Here is a 24,818-nt window from a genome sequence, read left to right as displayed (position 1 = left end):
ACTGTTTCCCTGCAGTTTCTATTTTTTTATCAACCTATTTCCAGTTCTATGACAAAATCTTTTGTTTTCAAAGAATACGTATTTACTTTTATATTCTGGCTTACTCTTGCTATTGTATTGTGGTGTAATATTCAGATTTCTACAGAAAAATATCTTGCTGTTATTCAAGCTATTATCATTACAGCTTCTTCTTTTACATTCACCCATTTTTTAACCAATAAGCTTCTATCAAAAGCCTTACGGGAAAAAAAGATGAACCAGTTTCTGATACAGGCAGTCATTGTTATTTTCATATTGAGCCTGATCTTCGCTGTTATTTTTACTTATCTTGAAGTCACTCCAAAAAACCCTCTTCCACAGAGTTTTCCAGATCAGCTGCCTATTGTATGGCAGGGCTTTTATATGTCTTTACCAGCCTCCTTTCTTATTACCGGAGTGGCATGTGGCATAAAATTTTATAAAGAACACGGAAGAATAGAACGTGACCATATTCTCCTGCAGCAGGCCCATCTTGAAAACCAGCTCAAACTTCTACAGGATCAGATCAATCCGCATGTGGTATTCAATATTCTGAACCACATTCATATTCTGATGAAAACGGACACGCAGCTTGCAGATTTTTTACTGATGAAATTTTCAGATATTCTACGGTATCAGCTGTATCATTGTAACCAGCCTTTGGTTCCTTTGTATAAAGAAATAGAATACCTTCAGAATCTTGTGGAGGTAGAAAAATTAAGATGGGGAAATGAGCTTGGGGTAAAGGCTTCCTGGGAAATTGATAACAGGAAAACATTTATTGCTCCTTTACTGCTGGTTCCTTTTATTGAAAATGCCTTTAAATATGTCTGCAGACTTCCCGGGCATAAAGGGTATGTGAAAATCTCCTGTAAAGAAAAAGACAATAACCTCTATTTCTATGTTGAAAATCCCTATTCCGATATGGCAACCCATAAAAAGAAAGACGGAGCGGGCGGAATTGGTCTTCAAAATGTAAAAAAACGTTTAAAGCTGCAGTATCCTGATTCTCATGATCTAACAATTGAATCAGATCATCATATCTTTAAAATAACTTTAATTCTTACTTTATCTGATCATCATGAGCTGTAATATTCCTAAAATGAAATGCCTGATTATAGATGATGAACCTCTTGCAAGATTCCATCTTAAAGAACTGGCTGGTCAAATTGATTTTTTATCCGTTGAAGATACGTGCGCTACAGCACTGGAAGCAGACACCAAAGTAAAGGAAAACCAAATAGATCTTCTTTTTCTGGATATCAACATGCCCTATCTTACTGGTCTTGAATTTCTGGAACAGCTGGAAAATCCGCCTTTGTGTATTCTTACCACAGCCTATTCTGAATATGCTTTGGAGGGATTCCGTTTACAGGTAGTGGATTATCTTTTAAAACCCATTGCCTTTAACCGTTTTTATCAGGCTGTAAATAAGGCCCAGCAGCAGTTTATCATCAGTGAAAAACTAAAAAAGAATACCCCTCTGGATGATCCTTTTCTGTATGTGAGACAGTCCGACTCCTTTATTAAGGTTTCCTGGGTAGATATTTTATATATTGAAAGTATGCAGAATTACACCAGACTTCATTTTAAAGACAAATCACTGACTATTCACCAGACGATGAAGGCGATTGAGGAATCTCTTCCTTCAGATCATTTTTTCAGGATTCATAAATCTTACCTCATCAATATTACCCATATTGATATGATCTCGGGAGGACGTCTTTTCATTAATAAAATTGAGCTTCCTATTTCCCGTACCCGTAAAGAAGAGTTGCTTAATCAGGTGGTGTATAAGAAATTAATAAGTAAGTAGTGGAAGAGAGAAGCTGGAAGCTGGGAGTTATCAAATTCCCCGCCTCCGGCATTTTTTATGGCAGATTCCAGCGCAGTGATACGGCAGCGTAGAATGTACTTGCAAACCTTGGATCTGCTACTTTTTTGTCTCTGAAAATACTTTTGATCTTTCGGTCATTTTCGTTGAAACTTCTCAATATTGCTGTTCCACCCGTGAGACGCAATTTAAGATTGTCATTGATTTTTAATTCCGGTCTGAGTCCTGCAGTGATTTGCTGATAACCCAAAAGTATAGATTTTCCGCCTACATTTCTCTCTGCCGTCATCCCGTTAAGATCTACAACAGCTTTTAAAGCAAATTTATCTGAAAACAGATAACCGGCTTCCATCCCTTGTGGGAAATTGATGTTGAATTTAATTTTCCCGTTGGTCTTCCAGTCAAAATAGATCCATGGTAAAATCATAGGAACTCCAAAAGCTGTGGTGAGCACCGGCCCTCCACCCAACGAAAGATTTGGATTAAAATGTCTGATAAACAAAATTCCTCCCTGTCCCAGTACATCATCAAAACTGACTCTTTCAAGGTCTGTATACACTCCCACGGATGCCGTCATCATCATACTCCACTTTTTGCCTAAAGGTCTCATATGCTGTATTCCGACCTGTGCATTCAGCATCTCATCCGGAAATAATTGAGTTTCATAATTTTTATGCGTCATCTTCGCATAAGATCCGCTCAATAACATCGACCATGATCTTACTTTTCCGTCGGTATCTTTTTTTACAGATAAAGGAATACTCAGGTTAAGATCTATTCTTTTAAAATCACTTTTAGAATTTGTCTTTGTACTGTCTTCAGGGCGGATATAGTTTGAGCCCGGAATATATTCTGTTTTTAGCTCCGCAGAGAGCCCGGATTGTGCATTTACCCAATATCCTAATGGCAATAAACAGCATAAAACTGTCGAAAGGGTTCTTTTCATATTTTAAATTTTATGCAAAGAGAACCCTTTGGTTATTTTTCACAAAAATTACTTGATTAAGTGTCCGGATAGTATGACAACAGGATCAAATAAGAGGATGAGTTTCCGGACTAGAACTGGCAAGTAAGCTTTCTCTTTTTTGAGTTTTAAAAATACAATACCCGAACCATACTGCAATCAATGCCATTGCAGAGCGTGTTACCACCATTGGAATGATAGAATCTGCTTCTAAAAAACCCAGTAATGCTGAGATTAAGAATGTAACCATCAACTGCATGAATCCAAGTAAAGCCGCCGCTGTTCCTCTTCCTTCTTTAAATGGAGACAGCGCATGAGCGGATGTAATAGGAAATAAGATACCGATAGCCAATAATGACAGATAAAGCATTGCAATTTCCAGGGCTACAGAAACGTTTTCAGCGGCAATCAGAATATGAAGGGAACATACCACCAGTAATACAATGGTAGCTATAAATAACAGTGCTGAGTTGCTTATTCTCTTGATCAGCTTTGGGGTAATATAGGCCGCAGTGATCAATGCCAGGGAATTAAAAGCAAATATAAAACTAAATGTACTGCTCGAAAGCCCATGGATCTCCATGAATAGAAAAGGCGCATTTGAAATGTAAATAATAAGGGATGCAAAAGCAATACTTCCCACCATTGTACTGTTGATAAAATCTTTGTTGGAAATGATCATTTTCAGCTGGTCTTTTAATCCTTTTTCATTCACCAGCTCCTCATCAGGAAGATTGATTCTGCTGTTGGTTTCCGGTACATATTTGTATACCATGAAAAATGTGATCAGTCCCATGATGCATAAAAAGGCAAAAGAGCTGTTCCAGCCCCAGAATTTAAGGAAAACACTTCCCAATAGCGGAGCCACAATAGGAGCGATACCACTGATCTGAGACTGCTGGGAAAAGATTGTTACCGATTTTTGTTTATCATAAAGATCAATAATGATCGCTCTACCAATAACAATTCCGGCACTTCCTCCGAACGCCTGCAGAAAACGCATTGCCCATAAAACATAAATATCTGAGGTAAAATAGATGGCCGTAGCTCCTATAATAAAAAGTAAAAGCCCGCAATACAGCATGGGTTTTCTCCCTTTTTTGTCAGATAAAGGCCCCCATAACAGTTGTCCAAAAGCAAACCCGGCAAAGAACACCGAAATGGATATCTGGATATGTCCGATATCGGTATTAAAGATTTTAGCCATACTTGGGAAAGCGGGAAGATAAAGATCTATACTTAGCGACTCCAGTGTGTTGAGCAGTGCCAAAATAAACACTACAATATTCAAATTCTTCTTCATAAATACATAAGCCTTCACAGGCGGTTTTTCAGCTGCAAAGTTGCTGTAAAAAGCACCACATTTCAATAAAAGAACTGAAGGAAGTATAGGACAAACTGAAGATTTAAATACAACAATAAATGAAAAATATTATTTTAAGCCCATCATTACAGTAAATATTGAGGATTATATTTTTTCATTATTCTTAAAACTGTCAGGATTTTGGCTAGTATGTTTCTTAAAAAACCTTGAAAAATATGAAGCATCGTTAAAACCGAGTTTAAAAGCAATTTCCTTTACTGTGAGCGCTCCAAAGCTAAGTTCTCTTTTGGCTTCCAGGATAAGACGCTGGGAAATCATTTTTTTGACTGTCGTTCCTCTCAAAAGGCGCACAATATCATTAAGATGATGTGTACTTATCTTTAATTGAGCTGCATAGAAACTTGTTTCTTTATGCACTATATAATGCTTCTCAATAAGCCCCACCAGTTCCTGAATCCGTTGACGGTCATTCAATAAAGGTTCCTGAGTATGAATTTGTTCTCCAATAATGATACAAAATGCTTTCAGATATGCCTTTAAGAGTTCTGTTCTTGATGTAGCTTTATATTCCTGCTCAATCAATGATATAATTGTACTGCAGGTTTTTTCATTTTCCGGATTTAAAAAAAAGGGAAGCTCTCCTCCTGTAAGTACCGATTCTATATCACAGGCTTCGTTGAAAATCTCCCTGCTTATCGCCATTGCGTATCCCTCCTCTCCTTCCAGCTTCATGTTGAATGCCTGTCCTGGTGCAATGATACAGATCTGATTGTTTTCAAGTTTATAGCTTTCAAAATCCAGTTCCAAACGGCTATTTTCATACACTTCTCTGAACCAGATAATTTCAAAAAAATTATGCCGGTGAACATCATGAAAATTCTCCGGGCCTGCTGCACTCAGAGTACTCATCTGAAATTCTTCGGAAGTCAGATGGTGAACCGGGATTTCTTTTTCGGGTGTAATCATCACTATATTGTAAAGTAATTAACTATAAACAAAAACCACAGCAAAAAAAGTGCTGCGGTTCTCTTACAATATTTAAAATTAAATATAATTTTTCAATTTTATCAGACTGATATTTATAATCATCAGTCTATTTTTAGCTAAAAACAAAATAATAAATCAAACTCCAGACTGTTACGAAGAAAAAAACAAAAAAGAGCGATTCTTTCAGATTCTGATCCTGTTTTTTAATGTAATGTTTATAAAGAGTCACTATTATGAATGCAATAATAACTAAAACCGGTAGTACGGTAAACGTATACATTTTATTGGTTTAAAAAAGCATCCCAACCCTGAGCAGTAAGTGCTACCAACTGGTTAGATCCTCTCGCCACCATAAAGTTTCCTTCTTCTTTTTCTACGGCATGACCTATAATGGTAAAATCCGGGTGATTTTTAATTTTATCAAAATCATCTGGCGAAATCGTAAATAAAAGTTCATAATCTTCACCACCGCTTAAAGCAGTCATTACCGGATTCAAATTCATTTCATCCGCGGTAGAGATCGTAAGGTTGTCCAGTGGTACTTTTTCTTCATACAATCTGAATCCTACTTTTGACTGATCTGAAAGGTGAAGGATTTCGGAAGCCAGGCCGTCTGAAATATCAATCATAGAAGTTGGCTTTATATCCAGTTCTTCCAAAATCGTTTTAACGTCTGTTCTTGCTTCAGGTTTCAGCTGTCTTTCCAGTATATAGTCGTAGCCTTCCATTTCCGGCTGCATGTTCGGATCTGCAAGATACACAGCATGTTCTCTTTCCAGAATCTGTAATCCCATGTAGGCACCCCCTAAATCTCCGGTTACCACAAGAAGATCATTAGGTTTTGCTCCGCTTCTTTTTACGATATTTTCCTCATTTTCAATTCCTACAGCGGTAATACTCATCACCAGCCCCGAATTGGAACTTGTAGTATCTCCTCCAATCAGATCAACCTTGTATCTTCCGCAAGCAGCCTGAATTCCGGAATAGATTTCTTCTAAAGCTTCCACCGGAAAACGGTTGGAAACCGCAAGAGAAACCAATATCTGTGTAGGAGTTGCGTTCATTGCTGCAATATCGCTAAGGTTTACTACCACCGCTTTATAACCTAAATGCTTCAATGGTACATATCCAAGATTGAAGTGTACTCCTTCCGCCAGTACATCTGTGGTAAGAACTACTTTTTTGTTATCAGGATTGATAACCGCTGCATCATCTCCTACTCCAAGCTCCGAAGATTCATTGGATAACGGAAAATGCTCTGTCAAATGCTTAATAAGACCGAATTCTCCTAATTTTGAAATGGGCGTCAGCTCCTGTGATTTATCTTCAAACATGATTTTTTTTTATTAATGTCCAATGTAAAAAGTATGAATGATTTAAAATTGCTTCTCAAACTCTAAACCTTGAACCTTGAATTTTAAACTTTGAATTATTTAATCAATTCTGCCGGGTCGATATTGTGTGGATGGAAAGGAAATTTTTTGAAATCTTCTTTCGATAATACAACCGTTTCCGGGCTTTTATATTTATTCATTGCTTCCACTACATCATCCGGCGGAGTGGTCATTTTTCTAAGCATCATATCAATCCATACTCCTGTAGCTTCTGCAGTGGCGCAGTGCATTCCATCTGGTGTATAGAATTTGTGTACGAAACGATAAATGGAAGAATCTTCTGCACAACCATCTATTTCCACACTTACAATGACAATTTGATCTGCATATATTTCTTTGAAGAAAGAATATCTTTCGTGCAGGATAACAGGACCAATTCCCCATCTGCTTAGCTGGGTAACTCCCATTTTCTCTTTAGTCATAAAAGCCATTCTGGCTTGCGCACAATACTGTACATATGATGAATTGGCTAAGTGCTTATTGGCATCAAGATCGCTCCATCGCACTTCAAATTTATGGTAGAAAATCATTTTTGGTCTCGTTAAAATTATAATCTTCAAAAATACTCAAATAAGATGGTTTATAAAAATTGTACTTTTGAAAAAATAATCTTCCGCATAGGATTACATATACATGAAACAGATCATTATTATCGGAGGCGGTGCTGCAGGCTTTTTCTGCGCATCCAATCTTGACGAAAAGAAATATACAATTACGATTTTAGAACAGAACTCGGATGTTCTTCAGAAGGTTAAAATTTCCGGAGGTGGGCGTTGCAATGTGACTCACGCATGCTTTGATCCCAGAGAGCTTGTTCAGTTTTATCCTCGTGGAAATAAGGAACTATTAAGTGTTTTCAGCAAATTTCAGCCTGGAGACACGATGGAATGGTTTGACCAGCGTAATGTTCCGTTGAAAATTGAAAATGACAACAGAACTTTCCCTGAAAGTAATTCTTCTCAGACGATCATCAATACTTTTCTGAACGAAACCCAAAAGAAAAATGTCTCTGTAAAAACAAAATGTACGGTAAAAGAGATTGAAAAGCAGGATGAAAAATATATCGTAAAGACCAATTCGGGGGATTTTGAAGCCGATTATATCGTATATACTACCGGAAGCTCACCAAAATCTCTAAAAATGGTTGAAAATCTGGGTCATAAAATTGTAGACCTCGTCCCTTCCCTTTTTACATTTAATATTAAAGATGAATTGCTTAAAGATCTTCCGGGAACAAGCTTTGAAAATGCAGGAATCTCCATTCCAAAGCTGAAAACTGACGAGAGCGGGCCGCTGCTTATTACCCACTGGGGACTTTCCGGACCTGCTGTTCTGAAAATCTCCGCATGGGAAGCTATAAGTCTGGCAAAACTTAAATATAACTTTGAAATTGAAGTTAATTTTGTTTCCATAGAAATGGATGAGGCTGAGGAAATCTTCCATAATTTTAAACAAAGCAATCCTAAAAAGACCATCGGACAATCGAAGATTTTTGATATTACCAACCGATTCTGGCAGAAGATTTTAGACATTTCAAAGGTTGACCTGAACAAACAGGTTGCTAATATTTCCGGAAAGGAAATGCAGAAGATCCTGGAAAATCTTTGTCAAAAGAAGTTTCAGGTAACCGGAAAGTCTACTTTTAAAGATGAGTTTGTGACGGCTGGAGGTGTTGATTTAAAGGAAATTAACTTTAAAAACATGTCTTCAAAATTACTTCCTAATTTCTATATTGCCGGAGAAGTTTTGAATATAGATGCAGTGACTGGCGGTTTCAATTTCCAGGCATGCTGGAGTGAAGGATGGCTTATTGCACAGGATCTCAATAATTTGTAAAAAACACTATTTTTACTAAAAACTAAATACATGAAAAAAAATTTCGTATTCCTTCTTCTGTTCTGGCTGTTCTTAGGATATAGCCAGGAAAGATCTATTGTTTCTAGCTGGACCGCATTTGCACAAGCCCTAAATATAGAGAATAAACAAAACTGGAATTTCCGGGTAACGGCAAAAATCCGAAAAGACAATAAAGATAATAATTCCAACTGCGGCCTATGGTGCAGAATAGACAATAAAGACCGTTCTACTGGTTTTTTTGAGAATCAATATTATGGAATCAAAGTCACTAATGAATGGAAAACATATGAAATAAAAGGAATCATCAATACCAATGCGAAAACAATCAATATCGGAGCTTTTGCACAAGACAATGGAGATTTTTATTTTGACGATTTCAAGTTGGAAGTCAATGATGGAAAGTCAAAAAAATGGCTTGAAATTCCTTTAGAAAATTCAGGTTTTGAGAACGATATTACTGCATCAAATGCCTGGTTTGAAGGAATCCATTCTCAGAAAATAACCCATGTAAAACATTTTACGGTTGGATCTTCAGATTACAAGCCATTCAGTGGCCATAAATCATTGCTGATAAAGGGTCAGGGCATTATAGGTTCCATGCCGGATGGAAAATTTATGGAGGTCAATGGTATTAAATTATATTACGAGATCTATGGAGAAGGAGAACCATTGCTTATGCTTCATGGGAATGGACAATCCATCAGTGCTTTTATGAACCAAAAGGATACTTTTGCTAAAAAGTACAAAGTTATCATTGTAGATTGCCGTGAGCGTGGAAAATCTACTTATGACAAAACGAAAGAACTTACCTTTGATATTCAGACAGAGGACCTTAAGCAGTTTTTAGAGAAACTGAACATCAAAAAAACAAAGATTCTGGGCTGGAGTGACGGCGGAATTCTTGCTTTATCCATGGCTATGAAATACCCTCAGCTAGTAGATAAAATTGCCTGTTCCGGAGCCAATATTTTCCCTGAAGGAGTCAAAGATGATGAGTTTAAATCTATGAAAGAAATGCTCGCCAGCCTTACTAAAGAGAATAAAGACCATAAAAATGATGTTTTCATAGACCTTTTGAATCTTGACCTTAAATATCCAAACTGGCAATATGAAGATCTGAAAAAAATTCAGTGTCCGTCATTGATTATTGCTGGAGATAAAGATCTTATAAAAACAGAACATACGGTAAAAATAGCGGAATCTATTCCACAAGGGCAACTGGCTATTATTCCGAATACAAGCCATTATGTTCCTGAAGAAAAACCAGAATTGTTCAATGAACTCGTTATCGATTTTTTTGAAAATAAATAATCTGAATTCCCCATAAACCATGAAAAAAATATCAATACTGATTTTACTGTTAGGAGCTCAGTTTGCCTTTTCCCAAACAACACAAAAAGAAGAGCAGCAATCACCATCTCCTTCGTCAGAGATAAATAAAGATGAGCATAAGGTAGATGATACTATATCTATTGCTCCGGAATTTCCAGGTGGAATGGTAGCCATAAGAAAGTATATAAGCAGTGAAATGGATATTTCTAAATTTTCGAACTCTCCTGGAACATTTAAATCTGTAACGACTTTTGATGTTAATCCTGATGGAAGTATTAGCTCAATTTCTACAACTGGCAATAGTCCTATTCTGAATAAAGAAATGGATCGTATTATGAAGAAATTAAAGAAAAAATGGAAGCCCGGTACTATAAACGGACAACCGGTTAAAACCAAATTTACCATGCCGATGGGCCTAAGTATTTAAAAAACTAATCCAAACAGACTATAAACTAATATGATGAAAAAAATATCAACATTCATTTTATGCCTTGGATTTGGGCTGGCTTTTGCTCAGACACAGGAAACTAAAACGCAGCCCACAGAAGATCATTCCAGAAATGAGAATATACCTGAGCAAAGTAAGCCATCAGAATATCCTGGTGGAATTTCTGCATTCATGCGGGATGTAACTCAAAAAATTAATTCTAATCGAATAAAAGGGCCAAAAGGTAAAGCCCGCTCCAATGCAAAATTCTCAGTCAATGCTAAAGGTGAGATAGAAACTATTATCGTAACAGGAGAAAATGAATCTCTTAATCATGAAGTGGAAAGAGCTATGAAATCTATGAAAACCAAGTGGACTCCCGGAGAATACAAAGGGCATCCTGCGTTGATTTGGTTTACCGTCCCTTTCACTATCAATTTTGAATAATTAAAATGCTCTCTGCTAAAAGAAATAGTAATTCCTTCTTTAAAATCCTTCTCATCATAGGATTCGGGTATTTCTTTTGGCTGATGCTGAAGATCACCTTAGAATACATTCCTTTTAATCCTGAAGTCAGTTTTCTGATGATCAAACAGACGGAAGTTATAGACAGACCTGAATATCTTACATTTTTTTATACTCACGTTTATACAAGCATTTTTGTCCTTCTTTCAGGATTTCTGGCTATTCTCAGACTGAATTTTGGATTAAAAAACTTTCATCGGAATATGGGAAAAATGTATATTTTTCTCATTCTGATTTTCGCTGCCCCTTCTGGAATCTATATGGGACTCTTTGCAAACGGAGGGCTTTTATCAAAGGTTTCTTTTGTTATTTTGGGCTTTTCATGGTGGTTTTCAACATATAAAGCATATCAACTGGCAAGACAGAAAAGGTTCAAAGAGCACAAGCAATGGATGTGGCGGAGTTTTGCTTTTACATTATCTGCCATTACTCTGAGAATGTGGAAAGTAATTATTGTATATTTATTTCATCCCAATCCAATGGATGTCTATCAGATCATTGCCTGGTTGGGCTGGATTCCCAATATCCTTATTATTGAATATTTAATCACAAAAAAACATATATGAAAATTGTAAATTACACTCTTATTTCTTTACTGGCAGTTTCTTTGGCAAGCTGTAAAAAAGAGGGAAATACCAATGAATCGGGGAAAGATTCTCTGACCGCCAAAAAGGACTCTGTCGTAGTACCTGAAGTTCATCAAGAATATTACGGAATTTACACAGGTGAATTTGCCGGAATGGAAAAGGTAGTTGACGAGACAGATGGTTCGGAATATGATGTCAACAATTATAAAAGAATTTCTTTAAAGATCAACAGAATTACAAAGGACAGCGTTTACGGACAAAGTATTGTAAATGGCAACCAACGCCCGTTCAGAGGTGTTTTCAATGAAACATCTACCTCTTTTGTCCTGGATGAACCGGGAAATGACAAAACAGACGGAAGGTTTGAAGTAAAACTAAAAGGTGACAGCTTAACCGGAAAATGGAATGCCTTCGATAAAACAACAGTTAAAGCGCCTTCAAAAACACTTAAGCTCACTAAAAAAGAGTTTGTTTATAATCCCAACTTTATGCTTGATAAGGATTCTGATCTGGTAGACTGGTCCAATCCCAAAGAATTTACAGAAAAGTACAAAGATGAAGAAACCGGAAAGACAGAAAGCTATAAAACGTCTAAGAACCGTATCGCTTCAGAAGCAATATTCAAACTAAATGCCTCCAAGCAGAAACTGACAGAAAAAGATCTTAAAAACTTAAGAAAACTTGATCTTGAGATCATCAAAAATTCCGTATTTGCAAGACATGGTTACTCTTTCAAAAAAGAAACCTACAGAAATTTCTTCGAACAAACAGACTGGTACATCCCGGTTTCCAGCAATGTAGACAATGATCTTTCTCCAATGGAAAAGGAAAATGTGGCTTTATTGAACCGTTTTACCAAATATGCAGAGGATAAATATGACAGTTTTGGGAGGTAGGTAATAGGGGTTAGGTTGCAGGGATTAGGAATTAGAGGTTGAGGTTACGCCTTCACTTTTTGTTATTCTTACGAAAATATAGAGCAGTAGACAGCCTATGGCATAGCAAAGGTTATCAATCCATGAAAAAGAATTTCCAATAACAATATACATCAGGCTTCCAGAACGGAAGCCTAATTTTTCTGCAATATGGAAATACTGTGCAAATTCTATCAAAAATGAAAAAATAAGAATCCCCAGAATCAGTTTCTCATCATTTACTTTTACAAAACTCTTTACGAAAGTATAAAGAAGCATCACCACAATAACATCCCCGAGATAAGCTCTTACGAAGAAAATACCGCTCAGTTTAGTGGCAATCAATACTTCTACAAGAAAAATAAATAGGGTCAGAAGGAGATATTTAAGGCTGAATTGTAATTTCATTTCAAAAGGGATTAGGCATAAAAAATCGGTATTCAAGGAACACCGATTTTATTTTTATGTGAGCAAATATATTATTTCTTTATTTTAATTGTACATCCGATAGCTACCGTTTTAGTCATTTTTACCGGTTCTCCTTTTATCAGAGCATTTACGGCATCCTGAGCATAATATTCGGATACATCATTCGGGTTATCATAATTATTGTCGATAGCACCAATATATTTCACAATATTCTTTCCGTTTTCTTTCTTCAGTACAAAAACATGAGGAGTCTTTGTCGCTCCGTACTGTGGATAAATTTTCTGCCCTTCATCTACTAGGTATGGGAAAGTAAAACTTTTTTGCTTTGCTCTTTCAATCATCTGCTGGAAGCCGTCTTCAGGCTGTACATTAGGATCGTTAGGATTAATCGCGATTACCGGGTAACCCTGAGCTTTATATTTTTTATCCAGCTCAATAATTCTGTCTTCATATTTCTTGGCGTATGGGCAGTGATTGCATGTAAATACAACAATGAATCCTTTTGCACTCTTAAAATCGCTTAAAGAAACCATTTTGCCATCAATATTTTTAAGCTTAAAATCAGCAGCTTCATCTCCTACTTCATAGCCTTTTGAAGAAATATTCTCTTTCTGAATTTTGTTTTTATCATGATCTGTCGTTGTAAAGCTCAGTAATCCAAGCCCAACGATGAATGCGGTCATTAAAATTTTCAGGTTTTTCATAATTGATTATTTATTGTAGATTTTCTTTAATTGTTTTTTCAAGGTCTTCTTTGCTCATTTCACCGTCATTGAAATGAACTTTCACTCCATTTTTATAGAACAGCGTTACAGGAATATTCCCATCCCAGTCTTTTTCAAACTTGGGGATCCAGGTATTCATTCTTTTGATATCATCCAGCAAGAGAACCTCAGCAGTAAGATTTTTATTTTTAATAAATTTCAATACTCTTTCTTTATCTGCAAGCCTGTCCAGTGAAACCAAAATCATTTTAAATTTCTGATTATCAGCAAACTCAGCATTCACTTCCATAAAGTGAGGAAGCTCTTTTACGCATGGCCCACAGGTTGTTGACCAGAAATTGACAACCAATAATTTGTTTTTTTCCTGCTGAATCCGCTTTTCCAGATCTTCATATTTTATCACAGAAACTTCAGTCTGCTGGGCTTTAAAAACCGTACAAAATATAAATATAGCTAATATCTTTATTAAATTCTTCATATTAAAAACCATAAAATACTAAAATTCAACGATATATAAAAATAAAATTCACCTATTTCATAAATTATTTACAAATGAACAATTTATTTTTATCATGGATACATTTTTTTAATACTTTTACAGCCTTAAACTTAAAACCATGAAAAAAACTTATTTGCTTCTGCCAATTTTCTTGTTGGCATCATGCTCTAGCAGCAACGACGATAATGATTCACCTAACAACAACGGAAATAACAATGATAACAGTCCGGTTTTGGTAACAAAAATGACGATGGACGGAGATGTTTTAACGTTTACGTATAACGGTTCAAAAATTTCTCAGATCAAAAATCTTACTGAAGGAAGTGTAACTACATTTATCTATGCAGGTGATCTTATTTCCCAGTCTGTAGTCAATGGTTCAAATACCTCTCTTACTACGAAATTTACCTACGACGGAAATGGCAGATTATCAAAAAAAACAATTAACGGGATTGATTTCGGTGGATCATGGAACTCAGAATCCAACTATACTTATCAAGCGAATAACAATGTGAAAATAGTATACACTGCGTCTACTTCAGGATCAACAAGATCTGAAACAAGAAATGCTGTACTGAATGCTGATGGATCGATGAGTAGCTGGACTGGTACTCTTTCAAGAACTCAAAATAACACTACTGAAACAGCAACTTCTACCTTAAAAACAGTGGTATATGATACCAAAAATGCTCCTTTAAAAAATATTACCGGATACCTAAAAATCATTGATAATGAAGATGAAAGCGGATCTGCTCACAATACATTAAGCTACAATCACATCGTCAGTTACAATAATGGAACCGGAACTGAATGGACAATCTTCAAATCCAATTTTGAATACAATGCCAGTGGTTACCCTACAAAAGAAATTCGAAGCTATTACGAGAAAACAGGGAATACACCTTCAGGTTCCACGGATGTTAATACTTACGAATACAATCATTTATAAAACACAGAGCGCTTAAGGCGCTCTTTTTTATTTTTAGACACAGAGGTGTTAATTTTTTTCACAAGCTATAGAATTATACAGATGATTTTGTATATTTGAGTAGAATCAAAAACTAAATTACCATGAAAAAATCAAAAACTCAAAAGAGAAAGCTTTCCAAAAGCGAACTAAAAGAAATTAATGGTGGAGCACTTCCTCCAAGATGCCTTCGAGGGTTCTGTACACATCCTGATTCGGGAGAAATGGTTCCGGGTCTTGTAGGAAAAGACGGATTCTGTTGCTAATCAAAAAAATTTCAAGAAATCAAATCAAAACTAAAATTATCATGAAAAAATCAAACATTCAAAAAAGAAAATTGACAAAAAGTGAATTGAAACAAATCAATGGAGGTAGCGGCCCCCTTTGCCCGGGAACTTGTTTCTGCAATATTGACGGTGAAATGACTATAGGCTCATGTGACACCAAAGGAAGATGCTGTTAATAGCAAAAAACTTTGTTAAATAAAAAAGATTGAGGGGTTTCCTCAATCTTTTTTATGAAATGATATTTGCGTCAAAAAAAAGTTAACAATTTGACTTACAATATTTTGAACATGATAAAATAACTTGTAAATTAGCTTTCACCAAATTCAAATTATTATGAAAAATTCAAAAAATCAAAAAAGAAAGCTTAGTAAAAATGAGCTTAAAGAAATCAGTGGCGGAGCCAACAGACCCATCTGCCCAAGAGTAATAAGCTGCACAGATCCTCACACCGGAGAAGAACGCTCAGGAGTGCCTGGCATGCAGGATGGATTTTGCTGTTAACCAGGTTGATAATATTTAAACAAGGCGGATATGAAAAATTCAAACCTTAAAAGAAGGCTCACCAAAGCTGAGCTCAAAGAAATCAACGGAGGTGCAGCTGCATGTGCAGAAGGTCTATGTAAACTAAGAGGAGTAAGCCATTTCCTTATTATCGGACCGAGGGGTAAAGACGGCTATTGCTGCTAATTAAAACTAAACTTTAACATCATTAAAAAAAATGATTGGATTAACCTCCAATCATTTTTTTTATCGCATTCAGCTTCATTAAAGCTTCAATAGGTGTCAATGTATTGATATCTATTTTTGTAAGTTCCTCACGGATATTTTCCAGAACAGGATCATCCAGCTGGAAGAAGGAAAGCTGCATATTTTCCTCAGTCACTCTTTTGATACTTTCAGAAGTACCTCCTCCTCCCTGAGTTCTGCTCGCCTCAAGTGTTTTAAGAATTTCATTGGCTCTGTTGACCACTTTGGCGGGCATTCCGGCCAGTTTTGCCACATGGATACCGAAACTGTGTTCGCTTCCACCAGGAATCAGTTTTCTCAGGAAAATGATGTTTCCTTTATTTTCCTGAATAGAAACGTGAAAGTTTTTCACTCTTTCGAAATTGACTGTCATTTCATTCAGCTCATGATAGTGCGTGGCAAATAAAGTCTTGGATTGCGTTGGATGCTGATGAAGGTATTCAGCAATCGCCCATGCAATAGAAACCCCGTCATAAGTGGAAGTTCCACGACCGATTTCATCAAGCAAAATCAGGCTTCGCTCTGAAATATTGTTCAGAATATTGGCGGCTTCATTCATTTCTACCATGAAAGTTGATTCACCTGCAGAGATATTGTCTGTAGCTCCTACCCTTGTGAAAATCTTATCCAGCATTCCTATTTCAGCATGTTTTGCAGGCACAAAACTTCCAATCTGAGCCAAAAGACAAACAATTGCCGTCTGGCGCAGAATTGCAGATTTACCGGCCATGTTCGGTCCTGTCACCATGATAATCTGCTGGGAATCTTTATCCAGAAAGATATCATTCGGAATATACTTTTCACCCAGAGGAAGTGCATTCTCAATGATCGGGTGTCTGGCTTCTTTTAAATCGATAGCATAGCCATCATTTAAAACAGGCTTAGTATAGCTCTCAGAAACAGCCAGTTCAGATAGTCCGGCAGCCACATCAAGCTGTGCAATAATATTGGAGTTCCCCTGGATCTGATCAATATAAACCATTGTTTCTGCACATAAATTTCTGTACAGTGAAGTTTCCAGAACCCCTATTTTTTCTTCGGCACCCAGGATCTGGCTTTCGTATTCCTTTAATTCTTCGGTAATGTATCTTTCAGCATTCACCAGGGTCTGCTTTCTTACCCAATCATCCGGAACTTTATCTTTATGAGTATTTCGAACTTCAATATAGTATCCGAAAACATTATTAAAATCAATTTTAAGGCTTGTGATACCTGTTCTCTCAATTTCTCTCTGGCACATTTCGTCCAGGAATCCGCGTCCTTTATTCTGTAGATTTCTCAATCTGTCAAGCTCTTCAGAAACCCCTTCTTTAATGATATTTCCTTTGGCAATACTTACCGGAAGTTCTTCATTAAGATGATTCTGCAGGAACTTAATCAATTCTTCAAGATCAAACAAAGGTTCCAGCCACGCCAGCACATCCGCATGAGGATGCAGTAATGCTTTGATTTTATGGATATTAATTAAACTTTGGCGAAGATATCCCAATTCTTTAGGTGAAATTTTCTCTGCAGCCAGTTTTCCCATCAATCGGTCTAAGTCAGAAATCGATCTCATAAGCTGGCAGATTTCATATTTCAGATGATCATTTTCGTTTAAGAAATCAATCAGAGAAAGCCTTCTCATAATCTCATCCACTGATTTTAAAGGAAGAATGATTCTTCTTCTCAAAAGCCTTCCTCCCATCGGAGTAGAGGTTTTATCAATGATATCCAGCAGCGATTTTCCCTGTGGATTACTGGGATAAACAATTTCAAGGTTTCTCAGGGTAAAATTATCCATCATCAGATAATCTTCCTGTGGAATGATCTGAAGTTTTGTAATATGGGCCAGCAGATTGTGGTGGGTATCTTCTACCAGATAGGCAAAAATAGCTCCTGCTGCAGTAATAGCCAGTGGAAGGTTTTCTACTCCAAACCCTTTTAAAGAATTGGTTTTAAAATGATTCGTTAATTTCTCGTAGGCAAAATTATATTGGAACGCCCAGTCTTCCAGTTTAAAGGCACTTTTATTCTTAATCTGCTCCGGAATCTGTACACTTCTCTGGTAAATAATCTCACTTGGGTCAAAAGTATTGACAATATGAAGCAGCTTTTCCAGGTTTCCTTCACTTACCAGAAATTCTCCTGTAGAAATATCCACTAAAGCAATTCCATATTTCTCTTTTTCTTTGTGTAGAGAAAGCAGGAAATTATTCTTTTTTGAATTTAAAACCTGATCATTGAAGGTAACACCGGGTGTAACCAATTCAGTTACCCCTCTTTTTACAATCCCTTTCACCATTTTAGGATCTTCCAGCTGATCGCAGATCGCCACCCTCATCCCTGCTCTTACCAATTTTGGAAGATAAGAATCTACAGAGTGATGCGGAAATCCGGCCAGCTCTATATGCCCATCGCCATTGGCTCTTTTGGTAAGGACAATTCCCAGAATCTGAGAAGTTCTGACAGCATCCTGCCCAAAAGTTTCATAAAAATCCCCAACCCTGAATAATAATAGCGCATCAGGATATTTACCCTTGATGGTATTGTACTGCGTCATTAACGGAGTTTCTTTCTTCGCTGCTTTTGCCATAGTAAAAAATGAGCCCCAAATTTAGAAAAATAAATTCAGGGTAAGAGAATTGTTTAGAGGTTAATCTTCCCCACTTTTCTTTATCAGTAATTAATTGTATTTTCACCATCAAATCACATCATTCATGGAATTTCCTGTTTTAGAGACTGAAAGGCTTATTTTACGTCAGCTTACTTTCGATGATATCCAAGACCTGTTCGAGTATTTTTCTCTGGATGAAGTTATGGAATATTATGATCTGGATACCTTCAAAACAGAAGAAGACTCCCGACGCATTATTCAGCATTTTAACAATGAATTCGAAAATGGGAAAGGTTTCAGATGGGCTTTGGAGCTGAAATCCAATGGAAAAGTCATTGGCACCTGCGGCTATCATAATTGGTACAGGGAACACTTTAGAGCTGAAATTGGTTATGAGCTCAATCCTAAATTCTGGCAGCAATCTTATATGAAAGAAGCTATTCTCCCTATTCTGACTTACGGATTTGAATCTATGAGACTTCACCGGGTGGATGCTTTCATTGATCCCTCCAATATTTCTTCTGAAAAGCTACTGTCTTCATTAAATTTCAGTAAAGAAGGAACCTTGAAAGATTATTTTTTTGAAAAAGGAAAATTCGTAGATGCAACAATCTTCGGTCTTATCAATAAATAAAATTAATCCAAAATTTAACGCTAAGAGGCAAAGAAAATTGATATTGACTCCTTTTATTTTCGTTCGAAGGCATTTCATTTAGCAACCGAAAGCTTTCTTCGCTGAGTGAAACGCCTTTGCGAACCCTTATCAGCAAATAAAAGTTTGCGTTCCCTGCGTTAAAATAATCTAAGGTATACTGTCTATTTTCCCGACTTTAGATGTTTTTCCAGGGCTTCCGAACTCTTTCTGTAAGCCCATTTTTGTTTATAGCTCACCCATTTGGCTTTGAAAAGTTTTCTCATGAGTTTATCCGTATATCTCATAATGAAAACATGATACAGCATATTGGCAAAGACATTCGGTTTATTGGGAAGCGCTCTCAAAGAAAGTGAAAAACCAGGCTCCAGATATCTGTTGAAGTGCCAGAAAGCTCCCGGAATAAAGAGTGCATCACCATGCTCCATAAAAATTTCGTACCCTTTGGCATATTGTAAAGCCGGAAACTTTTCATAATCAGGGTTTTCATAATCCAGCTCATAAACGGTATGAACAGATAAAGGAACTTTATATAAAAATGGTGACTGCTTCTGATCAAACAAAAGAATTCTTTTCTTTCCTTCAAAATGGATATGCATAAAATCACCCAAATCCACATCATAATGCATTAAAACATGAGCATCACTTCCCCCGAAGAATAACGTTGGAAGTCTTTTAAAAAACTTCATCCCCAAATCCGGATACGTAAAGTTTTTCAGCAGCTCAGGAAGTCTGTCTGTAATGATATAGAAAAAGATACGCAGATCTGAAGGTTTACTTTTTATAGTATCAATATATTCTTTCATTTTCATCCGGGCTACCGGAGCATCAGAGCTTTTCGCAGCATCCGCAGGTTTATTGTCATACAGCGGCACTTCCTGATCTCCCGCTTTTTCACGGATGTAAGCCAGATTCCATTTGTCAAAAGCATCCCATCGACTGGCAAAATTCTTAATTAAAAGAGGTTTCTGCTTTTTAAAATAATTCTTCTGAAAATCTTCTTTACTGATATCATTTACAATATCTACGTTTTCGAGGATCATGTATTTTGTATTTAATGCGAAATAAAAATAGTGTTTTTTTGAAACCTGAGAAAATTAAGATTAAAAGAGCAGGAAGCTGGAAGAGAGATGCTGGAAGTTAAAATTTGTCTACAAACATCTATACCTCATTCCATAAAAAGATTTTATGGAAACTTAGACCTCTTCTTCGGCTTCAATAATTTCCCTCTTCCAGCTTCAGGCTTCTTTACTTTATTAGCAGAGCTCAGATGAAAAATTTATATTTGTGGTAACAAGTGAATTTATGAGAGTCTACAATACCAAACATTTCCTTAAAATCCTTTTCAGTTTACACAAAAGTGATACACTGAAGATTCTTTTTCCAAGTATGGTTCTTATAGGGTTGTATTCCTGGGGAATTCAGTATCTGGAAGTGGAATATCTGCACCTTACCTCAAAATCAGGAATCAGTAATGTGGGGATGATTCACTCGCTGTTAGGTTTCGTACTCTCGCTTTTATTGGTTTTCAGGACCAATACGGCTTATGACAGATGGTGGGAGGGCCGGAAGCTTTGGGGGAAACTGGTCAATGATACCAGAAATTTCGCTATAAAAATCAATGCTATTCTTGGTGACAACCGTCAGGATGCTGAACAGATTGCAAGATATTTAAAATATTTCCCTCACTTTTTAGCCAAACATCTTTCTAAAGAATCTACAAGGCTGGCTTTGGATGAAGATTATTCTGAAATAGAAAGTTCATTAAAAAACCATGGCCCAAGTGAAATTGTCATCCTGCTCACCCATAAATTGAACTTATTAAAAAAAGAAGGTAAAATTTCAGAAATTGAAATGCTGTATTTAGACACTCAGCTTTCAGGATTTCTTGATGTATGCGGAGGCTGTGAGAGAATCAAAAACACTCCGATCCCTTATTCATATTCTTCTTTTATCAAGAAATTTATTATTCTGTACGTTTTCGCTCTGCCTATTGCTTATGTGATCACTATTGGTCTTTTCATGATTCCTCTTACTGTTTTTGTATATTATGTTTTAATGAGTCTTGAGCTTATTGCAGAAGAAATTGAAGATCCTTTCAATAATGATGAAAATGATATTCCAATGGAGACCTTAGCCCAGAATATTGAGAAGAATGTACATCAGATTATGAACAGAAAATAAAAAATCAAGCTTTTAAAGCTTGATTTCTTTGAGTTCGCCGTCCTGTTTTATTTCTACAAACTTGCTTTCCCTGTTGGCAGCCGAGTATCCATAGAAAAACGTACTGTATATGGGGGTTGAATACAGATAAGCTCCATACCCGTTATAAGCATTTGAAGTTCCTGTCTGCTGCTGATAGCTTGCCGTCGCTGTAAAATTTACGATCGTTTCAAGATAATATTTACCAGGTTTCAGTTTTTCGAATTTAAACCTGCCGTGATCATCCGTTAAAGCTTCCACTCTGTATTTAAAAGCTTCTTCAGACATGTACACCGTTGTTTTTTTGTTTTCATACTTCCTTCTCATGTCATAAAATTCCTCAAAATAAGGAGTGACAGGAAAAAGCATGATAACTGTTCCTTTGGGTGCATAATGTTTTTCTCCAAGCAATGGTTTGATGCCCCAATTGTTTTTTTGTTTTGTGGAAGCAACGCCTTCAATCGTAGAATTCCCGAATCCCAGCATGTCTCTGGCTAGTTTTTTATCAAAAAAAGCTTGAGGATAATATGTATTTTGTGCTCCCAGATACATAAATCCCCACATCAATATGAATAATGTGAATAATTTTTTCATAGTATATTTTTGAGTCAAATATAAGTATTTTACTATTTTTGAAATAAAAATAGCTATGAAGTACATGTTTCTATTGTTTTTTTCCACGTCTGCCATGATTATGGCACAGAAACCATGTGGATATAAAAACGGGTTACAGGAAGGATCCTGTAAAGAATTTTATGACAACGGGCAGGTAAAAAATACAGTAGAATGGGAAAAAGGAAAGCTGGACGGAGAGGCTGTTTTTTATTATGACAACGGAAAAATGCAGTCTAAAGGAGAGTATAAAAAAGGATTTAAAGTAAAAGAATGGTCCTATTTTGATAAGAACGGAGTACTTACTTCCAAAGAGGCTTTCAGAAACGGAGAAAAGAATATTTATGATAACAGTCTTACGGCTACTTTTTATTCTCCAGCCGGCAAAATAACTGAAATTTCAAATTATAAATTCAATAAATTACAGGGTGAAAGCAAAACCTTCCATGAAGACGGAAAATCAGTGAAAGACATTGGCCAGTATGACAACGGCCTTGCAACCGGAAAATGGAAAGTATTTTATCCATCAGGAAAATTACAGCGTGAAACTGAACTTGCCAACGACAAGAGAAATGGCAACAGGGTTCATTACCGTGAAGACGGAAGCATAGAAAAAACAGAGGTCTATAAAGACGGAAAATTAATCTCAACAAAATAATACAATTGGTACAGAAACTAAAACTGGAAGAACTTAACAGAATAGATGTAGAAACATTTAAGAAGGTTGAAAAAATTCCGTTGGTCATCATTTTAGATAATATCAGAAGTATGCACAATGTAGGTGCTGCTTTCAGAACGGCAGATGCCTTTTTAATTGAAAAAATAATCCTTTGTGGAATTACACCACAACCACCCCACCGTGAGATCCATAAAGCGGCATTGGGAGCAACAGAAAGTGTAGACTGGTCTCATAAGGCAGAAACCAATACGGCGATTTCTGATCTGAAAAGCAAAGGGTACGAAATCATCGGAATTGAGCAGACTACCGGCAGCCAGCTGATTACTGATTTTACGATTGACAACTCGAAAAAATATGCATTGATTTTAGGAAACGAGGTAGAAGGAATCAGTGATGAAGTACTTCCAAATGTTGATGTATTTTTAGAAATTCCACAGCTTGGAACAAAACATTCTCTGAATGTAAGTGTATGTGCCGGAATTGTAATGTGGGAATTTGCAAAAGCGTTAAAATAAAAAAAACTGCATATGTCCTTAGTAGACAGTGCAGTTTGAAATAAATCTAATAAAAAGTAAAAATGAAAGGCGACAAAGGTACTTTTTTTTTCCTTACAAACAAATTTTGATGGCATTTTTTTTGTTTCAGCTTAAAAAAAGTCGGGTTTTCAGAAAAAGTTTCATTTAATTTTTTATAAATTAGCACAATGTTTATCAAGGACTATATCTCAAAAGACTTTCCATGTTTTAGCCTGTCTGACTCCATAGAGTCAGCCAGAAATATGTTGGAGGATTTTGGATATTCCCATATTTTCATCAAAAAATCCCACCATTTCTACGGAGCTCTTGCAATGGACTTTCTGTATGAAGAAGATGGCGGGACTCTGAAGGATCTTGAACATCAGATTGAACGGTTCGCTATCCTGGAGGACAGCAATATTATGGACAGTATCCGTCTGTTTTACACCTTCACCAGCAATGTGATCCCGGTGATTAATAAAAATGAAAAGTATCTGGGGTATATTACCTGTGAAGATGTTTTTCAAGACCTTTCCCGTTATCCTTTATTTTCAGAAACAGGTGCTATTCTTACGGTAGAAACTCCTACCAGAAAATATTCTATGACGGAAATTACCAATATCGTAGAAAGCAACAACTCGAAGTTTTATGGAGGGTTTATAAGCTTTATGTCTGAAGAAGTGGTCCAAATCACAATAAAGATCAGCAATGAAAACCTAGCCTCGATAGACTCAACTTTTGACCGGTACGACTACAGAATTGTTGAAAAATACTATTCTGATGAGAAATCCGATCTGTTTAAAGACCGATTTGGTTTTTTACAAAAATTCATAGAAATATAACATGAAGGCAGCCATATATTCTCAGAAAAAAGATCTTGATACTTTTTTATATTTAAGCAAGTTTATCTCTGAACTTGAAGCCAGAGATGTAAAATCTGTTCTGTATGATGAAATGGCTGAAGCACTTCAGTTCTCAAAAATTTTCGAAACCTTCAACTGTAAGCAGGATCTTCTGGATAAGGAAGTTGATCTGTTTTTCACTTTTGGTGGAGACGGAACGATTGTAAATTCTTTAACCTTCATTGAAGATCTTGAAATTCCTGTTGTAGGAGTTAATACCGGAAGACTTGGATTTTTAGCCTTTTTCACTAAGGAAGAAGCCTTTAAAGAGCTTGATTCCATATTAAAAGGAGATGTAAAAACAAGTCGCCGCTCCGTAATTGAAGTTGTTTCTCCAAAACTTGAGGGATCTTTCCCTTATGCTTTGAACGACGTTACTGTTTCAAGAAAAGAAACCACATCAATGATTACCGTAGATTCTTACATCAATGATGAATTTTTGAATGTCTTCTGGGGTGATGGTGTTATCATCTCTACTCCTACGGGTTCTACCGCTTACTCTTTGAGCTGTGGCGGGCCTATCATTTCTCCAAACAACGAAAATTTTGTCATTACCCCTATCGCTCCTCATAATCTGAATGTGAGACCTTTAGTGGTAAATGACAAAGTAGAAATAAAATTCAGGGTGGAAAGCCGTGTACCTCAGTATTCCCTTTCTCTGGACTCCCGACTGATCCATATAGAAACCGATAAGGAAATTATCATCAAAAAGGCCGCATTCCAGCTTCTTCTGGTACAGCCCAACGGTTTAAGTTTCTATGAAACGATCCGTCAGAAGTTACTTTGGGGAAGAGATAAAAGAAATTAGTAATTTCTTAAAAATGATTACCTTTACACGAAATT

General features: G+C 36.4%; 30 protein-coding genes. 19 read left to right on the top strand and 11 right to left on the bottom strand.

What is annotated here, in order from left to right; genetic code table 11:
• Window positions 1–48: 48 nt before the first annotated feature.
• Complete coding sequence (locus tag KYG33_RS15175; protein ID WP_219072014.1) at window positions 49–1,110, top strand: sensor histidine kinase; 1,062 nt, start codon at window positions 49–51, stop codon at window positions 1,108–1,110.
• Window positions 1,100–1,834, top strand: coding sequence for a LytR/AlgR family response regulator transcription factor (locus tag KYG33_RS15170; RefSeq protein ID WP_077413304.1), 735 nt, complete (start codon window positions 1,100–1,102; stop codon window positions 1,832–1,834). Before KYG33_RS15175 ends, KYG33_RS15170 begins: the two co-directional genes overlap by 11 nt.
• Before the next feature lie 55 nt (window positions 1,835–1,889).
• On the opposite strand, the gene KYG33_RS15165 is transcribed toward KYG33_RS15170, so the two are convergent.
• The 5 genes from KYG33_RS15165 to KYG33_RS15145 form a co-directional block, all read right to left on the bottom strand.
• Complete coding sequence (locus KYG33_RS15165; RefSeq protein ID WP_219072013.1) at window positions 1,890–2,798, bottom strand: DUF6268 family outer membrane beta-barrel protein; 909 nt, start codon at window positions 2,796–2,798, stop codon at window positions 1,890–1,892.
• Between the two features lie 85 nt (window positions 2,799–2,883).
• Window positions 2,884–4,119 carry a multidrug effflux MFS transporter gene (locus KYG33_RS15160; RefSeq protein WP_219072012.1) on the bottom strand — a complete coding sequence of 412 codons (1,236 nt, stop codon included), beginning with the start codon at window positions 4,117–4,119 and terminating at the stop codon, window positions 2,884–2,886.
• Window positions 4,120–4,284: 165 nt separating this feature from the next.
• Entirely contained in the window at window positions 4,285–5,106 is an 822-nt protein-coding gene (locus KYG33_RS15155; RefSeq protein WP_077413301.1) for a helix-turn-helix domain-containing protein, read from the bottom strand.
• A 302-nt stretch (window positions 5,107–5,408) separates the two neighbouring features.
• The gene (gene thiL / locus KYG33_RS15150) at window positions 5,409–6,461 is read right to left on the bottom strand and encodes a thiamine-phosphate kinase (RefSeq protein ID WP_077413300.1); all 1,053 of its coding nucleotides are present in this window, start codon (window positions 6,459–6,461) and stop codon (window positions 5,409–5,411) included.
• A 95-nt stretch (window positions 6,462–6,556) separates the two neighbouring features.
• The gene (locus KYG33_RS15145; RefSeq protein ID WP_047380131.1) at window positions 6,557–7,051 is read right to left on the bottom strand and encodes an acyl-CoA thioesterase; all 495 of its coding nucleotides are present in this window, start codon (window positions 7,049–7,051) and stop codon (window positions 6,557–6,559) included.
• A 103-nt stretch (window positions 7,052–7,154) separates the two neighbouring features.
• On the opposite strand from KYG33_RS15145, the gene KYG33_RS15140 reads away from it, so the two are divergent.
• From KYG33_RS15140 to KYG33_RS15115, 6 genes are read left to right on the top strand one after another with little or no spacing between them, the layout of a single operon-like run.
• Window positions 7,155–8,357: an NAD(P)/FAD-dependent oxidoreductase gene (locus tag KYG33_RS15140; protein ID WP_047380130.1), complete on the top strand. Its 1,203-nt coding sequence runs from the start codon at window positions 7,155–7,157 to the stop codon at window positions 8,355–8,357.
• Between the two features lie 30 nt (window positions 8,358–8,387).
• The gene (locus KYG33_RS15135) at window positions 8,388–9,689 is read left to right on the top strand and encodes an alpha/beta fold hydrolase (RefSeq protein WP_180564898.1); all 1,302 of its coding nucleotides are present in this window, start codon (window positions 8,388–8,390) and stop codon (window positions 9,687–9,689) included.
• Between the two features lie 19 nt (window positions 9,690–9,708).
• Complete coding sequence (locus tag KYG33_RS15130; RefSeq protein WP_077413298.1) at window positions 9,709–10,137, top strand: energy transducer TonB; 429 nt, start codon at window positions 9,709–9,711, stop codon at window positions 10,135–10,137.
• Between the two features lie 33 nt (window positions 10,138–10,170).
• On the top strand, window positions 10,171–10,584 hold the full coding sequence (locus KYG33_RS15125; protein WP_139348446.1) for a hypothetical protein: 414 nt from the start codon (window positions 10,171–10,173) through the stop codon (window positions 10,582–10,584).
• A 5-nt stretch (window positions 10,585–10,589) separates the two neighbouring features.
• Window positions 10,590–11,228, top strand: coding sequence for a DUF2306 domain-containing protein (locus tag KYG33_RS15120; protein ID WP_180564897.1), 639 nt, complete (start codon window positions 10,590–10,592; stop codon window positions 11,226–11,228).
• Complete coding sequence (locus tag KYG33_RS15115) at window positions 11,225–12,145, top strand: YARHG domain-containing protein (RefSeq protein WP_180564896.1); 921 nt, start codon at window positions 11,225–11,227, stop codon at window positions 12,143–12,145. Before KYG33_RS15120 ends, KYG33_RS15115 begins: the two co-directional genes overlap by 4 nt.
• 24 nt (window positions 12,146–12,169) lie before the next feature.
• Here KYG33_RS15115 and KYG33_RS15110 read toward each other — a convergent pair whose 3' ends face one another.
• The 3 genes from KYG33_RS15110 to KYG33_RS15100 form a co-directional block, all read right to left on the bottom strand.
• Window positions 12,170–12,571: a DUF2809 domain-containing protein gene (locus KYG33_RS15110; RefSeq protein WP_219072011.1), complete on the bottom strand. Its 402-nt coding sequence runs from the start codon at window positions 12,569–12,571 to the stop codon at window positions 12,170–12,172.
• 71 nt (window positions 12,572–12,642) lie between these two features.
• Window positions 12,643–13,296 (bottom strand): thioredoxin family protein, encoded by a 654-nt coding sequence (locus KYG33_RS15105; RefSeq protein WP_077413293.1) that lies wholly within the window; start codon window positions 13,294–13,296, stop codon window positions 12,643–12,645.
• A 10-nt stretch (window positions 13,297–13,306) separates the two neighbouring features.
• A complete protein-coding gene (locus KYG33_RS15100; RefSeq protein WP_219072010.1) occupies window positions 13,307–13,795 on the bottom strand; it encodes a TlpA family protein disulfide reductase in 489 nt (162 codons plus the stop codon).
• A 139-nt stretch (window positions 13,796–13,934) separates the two neighbouring features.
• On the opposite strand from KYG33_RS15100, the gene KYG33_RS15095 reads away from it, so the two are divergent.
• The 5 genes from KYG33_RS15095 to KYG33_RS15075 all read left to right on the top strand — a co-directional run bounded on the left by KYG33_RS15095 (window position 13,935) and on the right by KYG33_RS15075 (window position 15,757).
• A complete protein-coding gene (locus tag KYG33_RS15095; protein WP_077413292.1) occupies window positions 13,935–14,765 on the top strand; it encodes a hypothetical protein in 831 nt (276 codons plus the stop codon).
• A gap of 122 nt (window positions 14,766–14,887) precedes the next feature.
• Window positions 14,888–15,049: a hypothetical protein gene (locus tag KYG33_RS15090; protein ID WP_172625708.1), complete on the top strand. Its 162-nt coding sequence runs from the start codon at window positions 14,888–14,890 to the stop codon at window positions 15,047–15,049.
• 41 nt (window positions 15,050–15,090) lie between these two features.
• Window positions 15,091–15,246 (top strand): bacteriocin, encoded by a 156-nt coding sequence (locus tag KYG33_RS15085; RefSeq protein ID WP_139348445.1) that lies wholly within the window; start codon window positions 15,091–15,093, stop codon window positions 15,244–15,246.
• Between the two features lie 157 nt (window positions 15,247–15,403).
• Entirely contained in the window at window positions 15,404–15,571 is a 168-nt protein-coding gene (locus KYG33_RS15080; protein ID WP_139348444.1) for a bacteriocin, read from the top strand.
• A gap of 30 nt (window positions 15,572–15,601) precedes the next feature.
• Window positions 15,602–15,757 (top strand): hypothetical protein, encoded by a 156-nt coding sequence (locus KYG33_RS15075; RefSeq protein WP_175627169.1) that lies wholly within the window; start codon window positions 15,602–15,604, stop codon window positions 15,755–15,757.
• Between the two features lie 40 nt (window positions 15,758–15,797).
• On the opposite strand, the gene mutS is transcribed toward KYG33_RS15075, so the two are convergent.
• Window positions 15,798–18,392 (bottom strand): DNA mismatch repair protein MutS, encoded by a 2,595-nt coding sequence (gene mutS / locus KYG33_RS15070; RefSeq protein WP_219072009.1) that lies wholly within the window; start codon window positions 18,390–18,392, stop codon window positions 15,798–15,800.
• A 124-nt stretch (window positions 18,393–18,516) separates the two neighbouring features.
• Here mutS and KYG33_RS15065 point away from each other — a divergent pair, with 124 nt between their 5' ends.
• Window positions 18,517–19,047, top strand: a complete 531-nt coding sequence (locus KYG33_RS15065; protein ID WP_077413289.1) for a GNAT family N-acetyltransferase — start codon at window positions 18,517–18,519, stop codon at window positions 19,045–19,047.
• Window positions 19,048–19,229: 182 nt separating this feature from the next.
• Here the strand turns inward: KYG33_RS15065 and KYG33_RS15060 are convergent, their stop codons facing one another.
• Window positions 19,230–20,108: a cupin-like domain-containing protein gene (locus tag KYG33_RS15060; protein WP_180564893.1), complete on the bottom strand. Its 879-nt coding sequence runs from the start codon at window positions 20,106–20,108 to the stop codon at window positions 19,230–19,232.
• 244 nt (window positions 20,109–20,352) lie between these two features.
• Between KYG33_RS15060 and KYG33_RS15055 the strand changes: the two genes are divergently transcribed.
• The gene (locus tag KYG33_RS15055; protein WP_257468798.1) at window positions 20,353–21,249 is read left to right on the top strand and encodes a bestrophin family protein; all 897 of its coding nucleotides are present in this window, start codon (window positions 20,353–20,355) and stop codon (window positions 21,247–21,249) included.
• Window positions 21,250–21,261: 12 nt separating this feature from the next.
• Here the strand turns inward: KYG33_RS15055 and KYG33_RS15050 are convergent, their stop codons facing one another.
• Entirely contained in the window at window positions 21,262–21,861 is a 600-nt protein-coding gene (locus tag KYG33_RS15050) for a hypothetical protein (RefSeq protein ID WP_228408580.1), read from the bottom strand.
• A 64-nt stretch (window positions 21,862–21,925) separates the two neighbouring features.
• Here KYG33_RS15050 and KYG33_RS15045 point away from each other — a divergent pair, with 64 nt between their 5' ends.
• The 4 genes from KYG33_RS15045 (at window position 21,926) to KYG33_RS15030 (ending at window position 24,783) form a co-directional block, all read left to right on the top strand.
• The gene (locus tag KYG33_RS15045; RefSeq protein ID WP_228408578.1) at window positions 21,926–22,537 is read left to right on the top strand and encodes a toxin-antitoxin system YwqK family antitoxin; all 612 of its coding nucleotides are present in this window, start codon (window positions 21,926–21,928) and stop codon (window positions 22,535–22,537) included.
• Window positions 22,538–22,542: 5 nt separating this feature from the next.
• Window positions 22,543–23,073, top strand: a complete 531-nt coding sequence (locus KYG33_RS15040; protein WP_077413285.1) for an RNA methyltransferase — start codon at window positions 22,543–22,545, stop codon at window positions 23,071–23,073.
• A 188-nt stretch (window positions 23,074–23,261) separates the two neighbouring features.
• Window positions 23,262–23,915, top strand: coding sequence for a CBS domain-containing protein (locus KYG33_RS15035; RefSeq protein WP_219072008.1), 654 nt, complete (start codon window positions 23,262–23,264; stop codon window positions 23,913–23,915).
• A 1-nt stretch (window position 23,916) separates the two neighbouring features.
• On the top strand, window positions 23,917–24,783 hold the full coding sequence (locus tag KYG33_RS15030) for an NAD kinase (RefSeq protein WP_077413283.1): 867 nt from the start codon (window positions 23,917–23,919) through the stop codon (window positions 24,781–24,783).
• Window positions 24,784–24,818 lie beyond the last annotated feature (35 nt).

This window comes from Chryseobacterium sp. D764, assembly GCF_019317325.1.
In the GTDB taxonomy this organism is placed as follows: Bacteria; Bacteroidota; Bacteroidia; order Flavobacteriales; family Weeksellaceae; genus Chryseobacterium.
Note: the sequence above shows the minus strand (reverse complement) of the source record. Positions and strands in the feature narration are given on the sequence as shown.

Excerpts from the sequence above, each read along its gene's own strand:
- KYG33_RS15125 (WP_139348446.1), top strand. The coding sequence starts at position 10,171 with ATGAAAAAAATATCAACATTCATTTTATGCCTTGGATTTGGGCTGGCT.
- mutS (WP_219072009.1), bottom strand. The coding sequence starts at position 18,392 with ATGGCAAAAGCAGCGAAGAAAGAAACTCCGTTAATGACGCAGTACAAT.
- KYG33_RS15115 (WP_180564896.1), top strand. The coding sequence starts at position 11,225 with ATGAAAATTGTAAATTACACTCTTATTTCTTTACTGGCAGTTTCTTTG.
- KYG33_RS15155 (WP_077413301.1), bottom strand. The coding sequence starts at position 5,106 with ATGATTACACCCGAAAAAGAAATCCCGGTTCACCATCTGACTTCCGAA.
- KYG33_RS15160 (WP_219072012.1), bottom strand. The coding sequence starts at position 4,119 with ATGAAGAAGAATTTGAATATTGTAGTGTTTATTTTGGCACTGCTCAAC.
- KYG33_RS15090 (WP_172625708.1), top strand. The coding sequence starts at position 14,888 with ATGAAAAAATCAAAAACTCAAAAGAGAAAGCTTTCCAAAAGCGAACTA.
- KYG33_RS15045 (WP_228408578.1), top strand. The coding sequence starts at position 21,926 with ATGTTTCTATTGTTTTTTTCCACGTCTGCCATGATTATGGCACAGAAA.
- KYG33_RS15085 (WP_139348445.1), top strand. The coding sequence starts at position 15,091 with ATGAAAAAATCAAACATTCAAAAAAGAAAATTGACAAAAAGTGAATTG.
- KYG33_RS15120 (WP_180564897.1), top strand. The coding sequence starts at position 10,590 with ATGCTCTCTGCTAAAAGAAATAGTAATTCCTTCTTTAAAATCCTTCTC.
- KYG33_RS15075 (WP_175627169.1), top strand. The coding sequence starts at position 15,602 with ATGAAAAATTCAAACCTTAAAAGAAGGCTCACCAAAGCTGAGCTCAAA.
- KYG33_RS15145 (WP_047380131.1), bottom strand. The coding sequence starts at position 7,051 with ATGATTTTCTACCATAAATTTGAAGTGCGATGGAGCGATCTTGATGCC.
- KYG33_RS15030 (WP_077413283.1), top strand. The coding sequence starts at position 23,917 with ATGAAGGCAGCCATATATTCTCAGAAAAAAGATCTTGATACTTTTTTA.
- KYG33_RS15065 (WP_077413289.1), top strand. The coding sequence starts at position 18,517 with ATGGAATTTCCTGTTTTAGAGACTGAAAGGCTTATTTTACGTCAGCTT.
- KYG33_RS15110 (WP_219072011.1), bottom strand. The coding sequence starts at position 12,571 with ATGAAATTACAATTCAGCCTTAAATATCTCCTTCTGACCCTATTTATT.
- KYG33_RS15170 (WP_077413304.1), top strand. The coding sequence starts at position 1,100 with ATGAGCTGTAATATTCCTAAAATGAAATGCCTGATTATAGATGATGAA.
- KYG33_RS15130 (WP_077413298.1), top strand. The coding sequence starts at position 9,709 with ATGAAAAAAATATCAATACTGATTTTACTGTTAGGAGCTCAGTTTGCC.
- KYG33_RS15105 (WP_077413293.1), bottom strand. The coding sequence starts at position 13,296 with ATGAAAAACCTGAAAATTTTAATGACCGCATTCATCGTTGGGCTTGGA.
- KYG33_RS15165 (WP_219072013.1), bottom strand. The coding sequence starts at position 2,798 with ATGAAAAGAACCCTTTCGACAGTTTTATGCTGTTTATTGCCATTAGGA.
- KYG33_RS15140 (WP_047380130.1), top strand. The coding sequence starts at position 7,155 with ATGAAACAGATCATTATTATCGGAGGCGGTGCTGCAGGCTTTTTCTGC.
- KYG33_RS15175 (WP_219072014.1), top strand. The coding sequence starts at position 49 with ATGACAAAATCTTTTGTTTTCAAAGAATACGTATTTACTTTTATATTC.
- KYG33_RS15050 (WP_228408580.1), bottom strand. The coding sequence starts at position 21,861 with ATGAAAAAATTATTCACATTATTCATATTGATGTGGGGATTTATGTAT.
- KYG33_RS15100 (WP_219072010.1), bottom strand. The coding sequence starts at position 13,795 with ATGAAGAATTTAATAAAGATATTAGCTATATTTATATTTTGTACGGTT.
- KYG33_RS15080 (WP_139348444.1), top strand. The coding sequence starts at position 15,404 with ATGAAAAATTCAAAAAATCAAAAAAGAAAGCTTAGTAAAAATGAGCTT.
- KYG33_RS15060 (WP_180564893.1), bottom strand. The coding sequence starts at position 20,108 with ATGATCCTCGAAAACGTAGATATTGTAAATGATATCAGTAAAGAAGAT.
- KYG33_RS15095 (WP_077413292.1), top strand. The coding sequence starts at position 13,935 with ATGAAAAAAACTTATTTGCTTCTGCCAATTTTCTTGTTGGCATCATGC.
- KYG33_RS15135 (WP_180564898.1), top strand. The coding sequence starts at position 8,388 with ATGAAAAAAAATTTCGTATTCCTTCTTCTGTTCTGGCTGTTCTTAGGA.
- KYG33_RS15035 (WP_219072008.1), top strand. The coding sequence starts at position 23,262 with ATGTTTATCAAGGACTATATCTCAAAAGACTTTCCATGTTTTAGCCTG.
- thiL (WP_077413300.1), bottom strand. The coding sequence starts at position 6,461 with ATGTTTGAAGATAAATCACAGGAGCTGACGCCCATTTCAAAATTAGGA.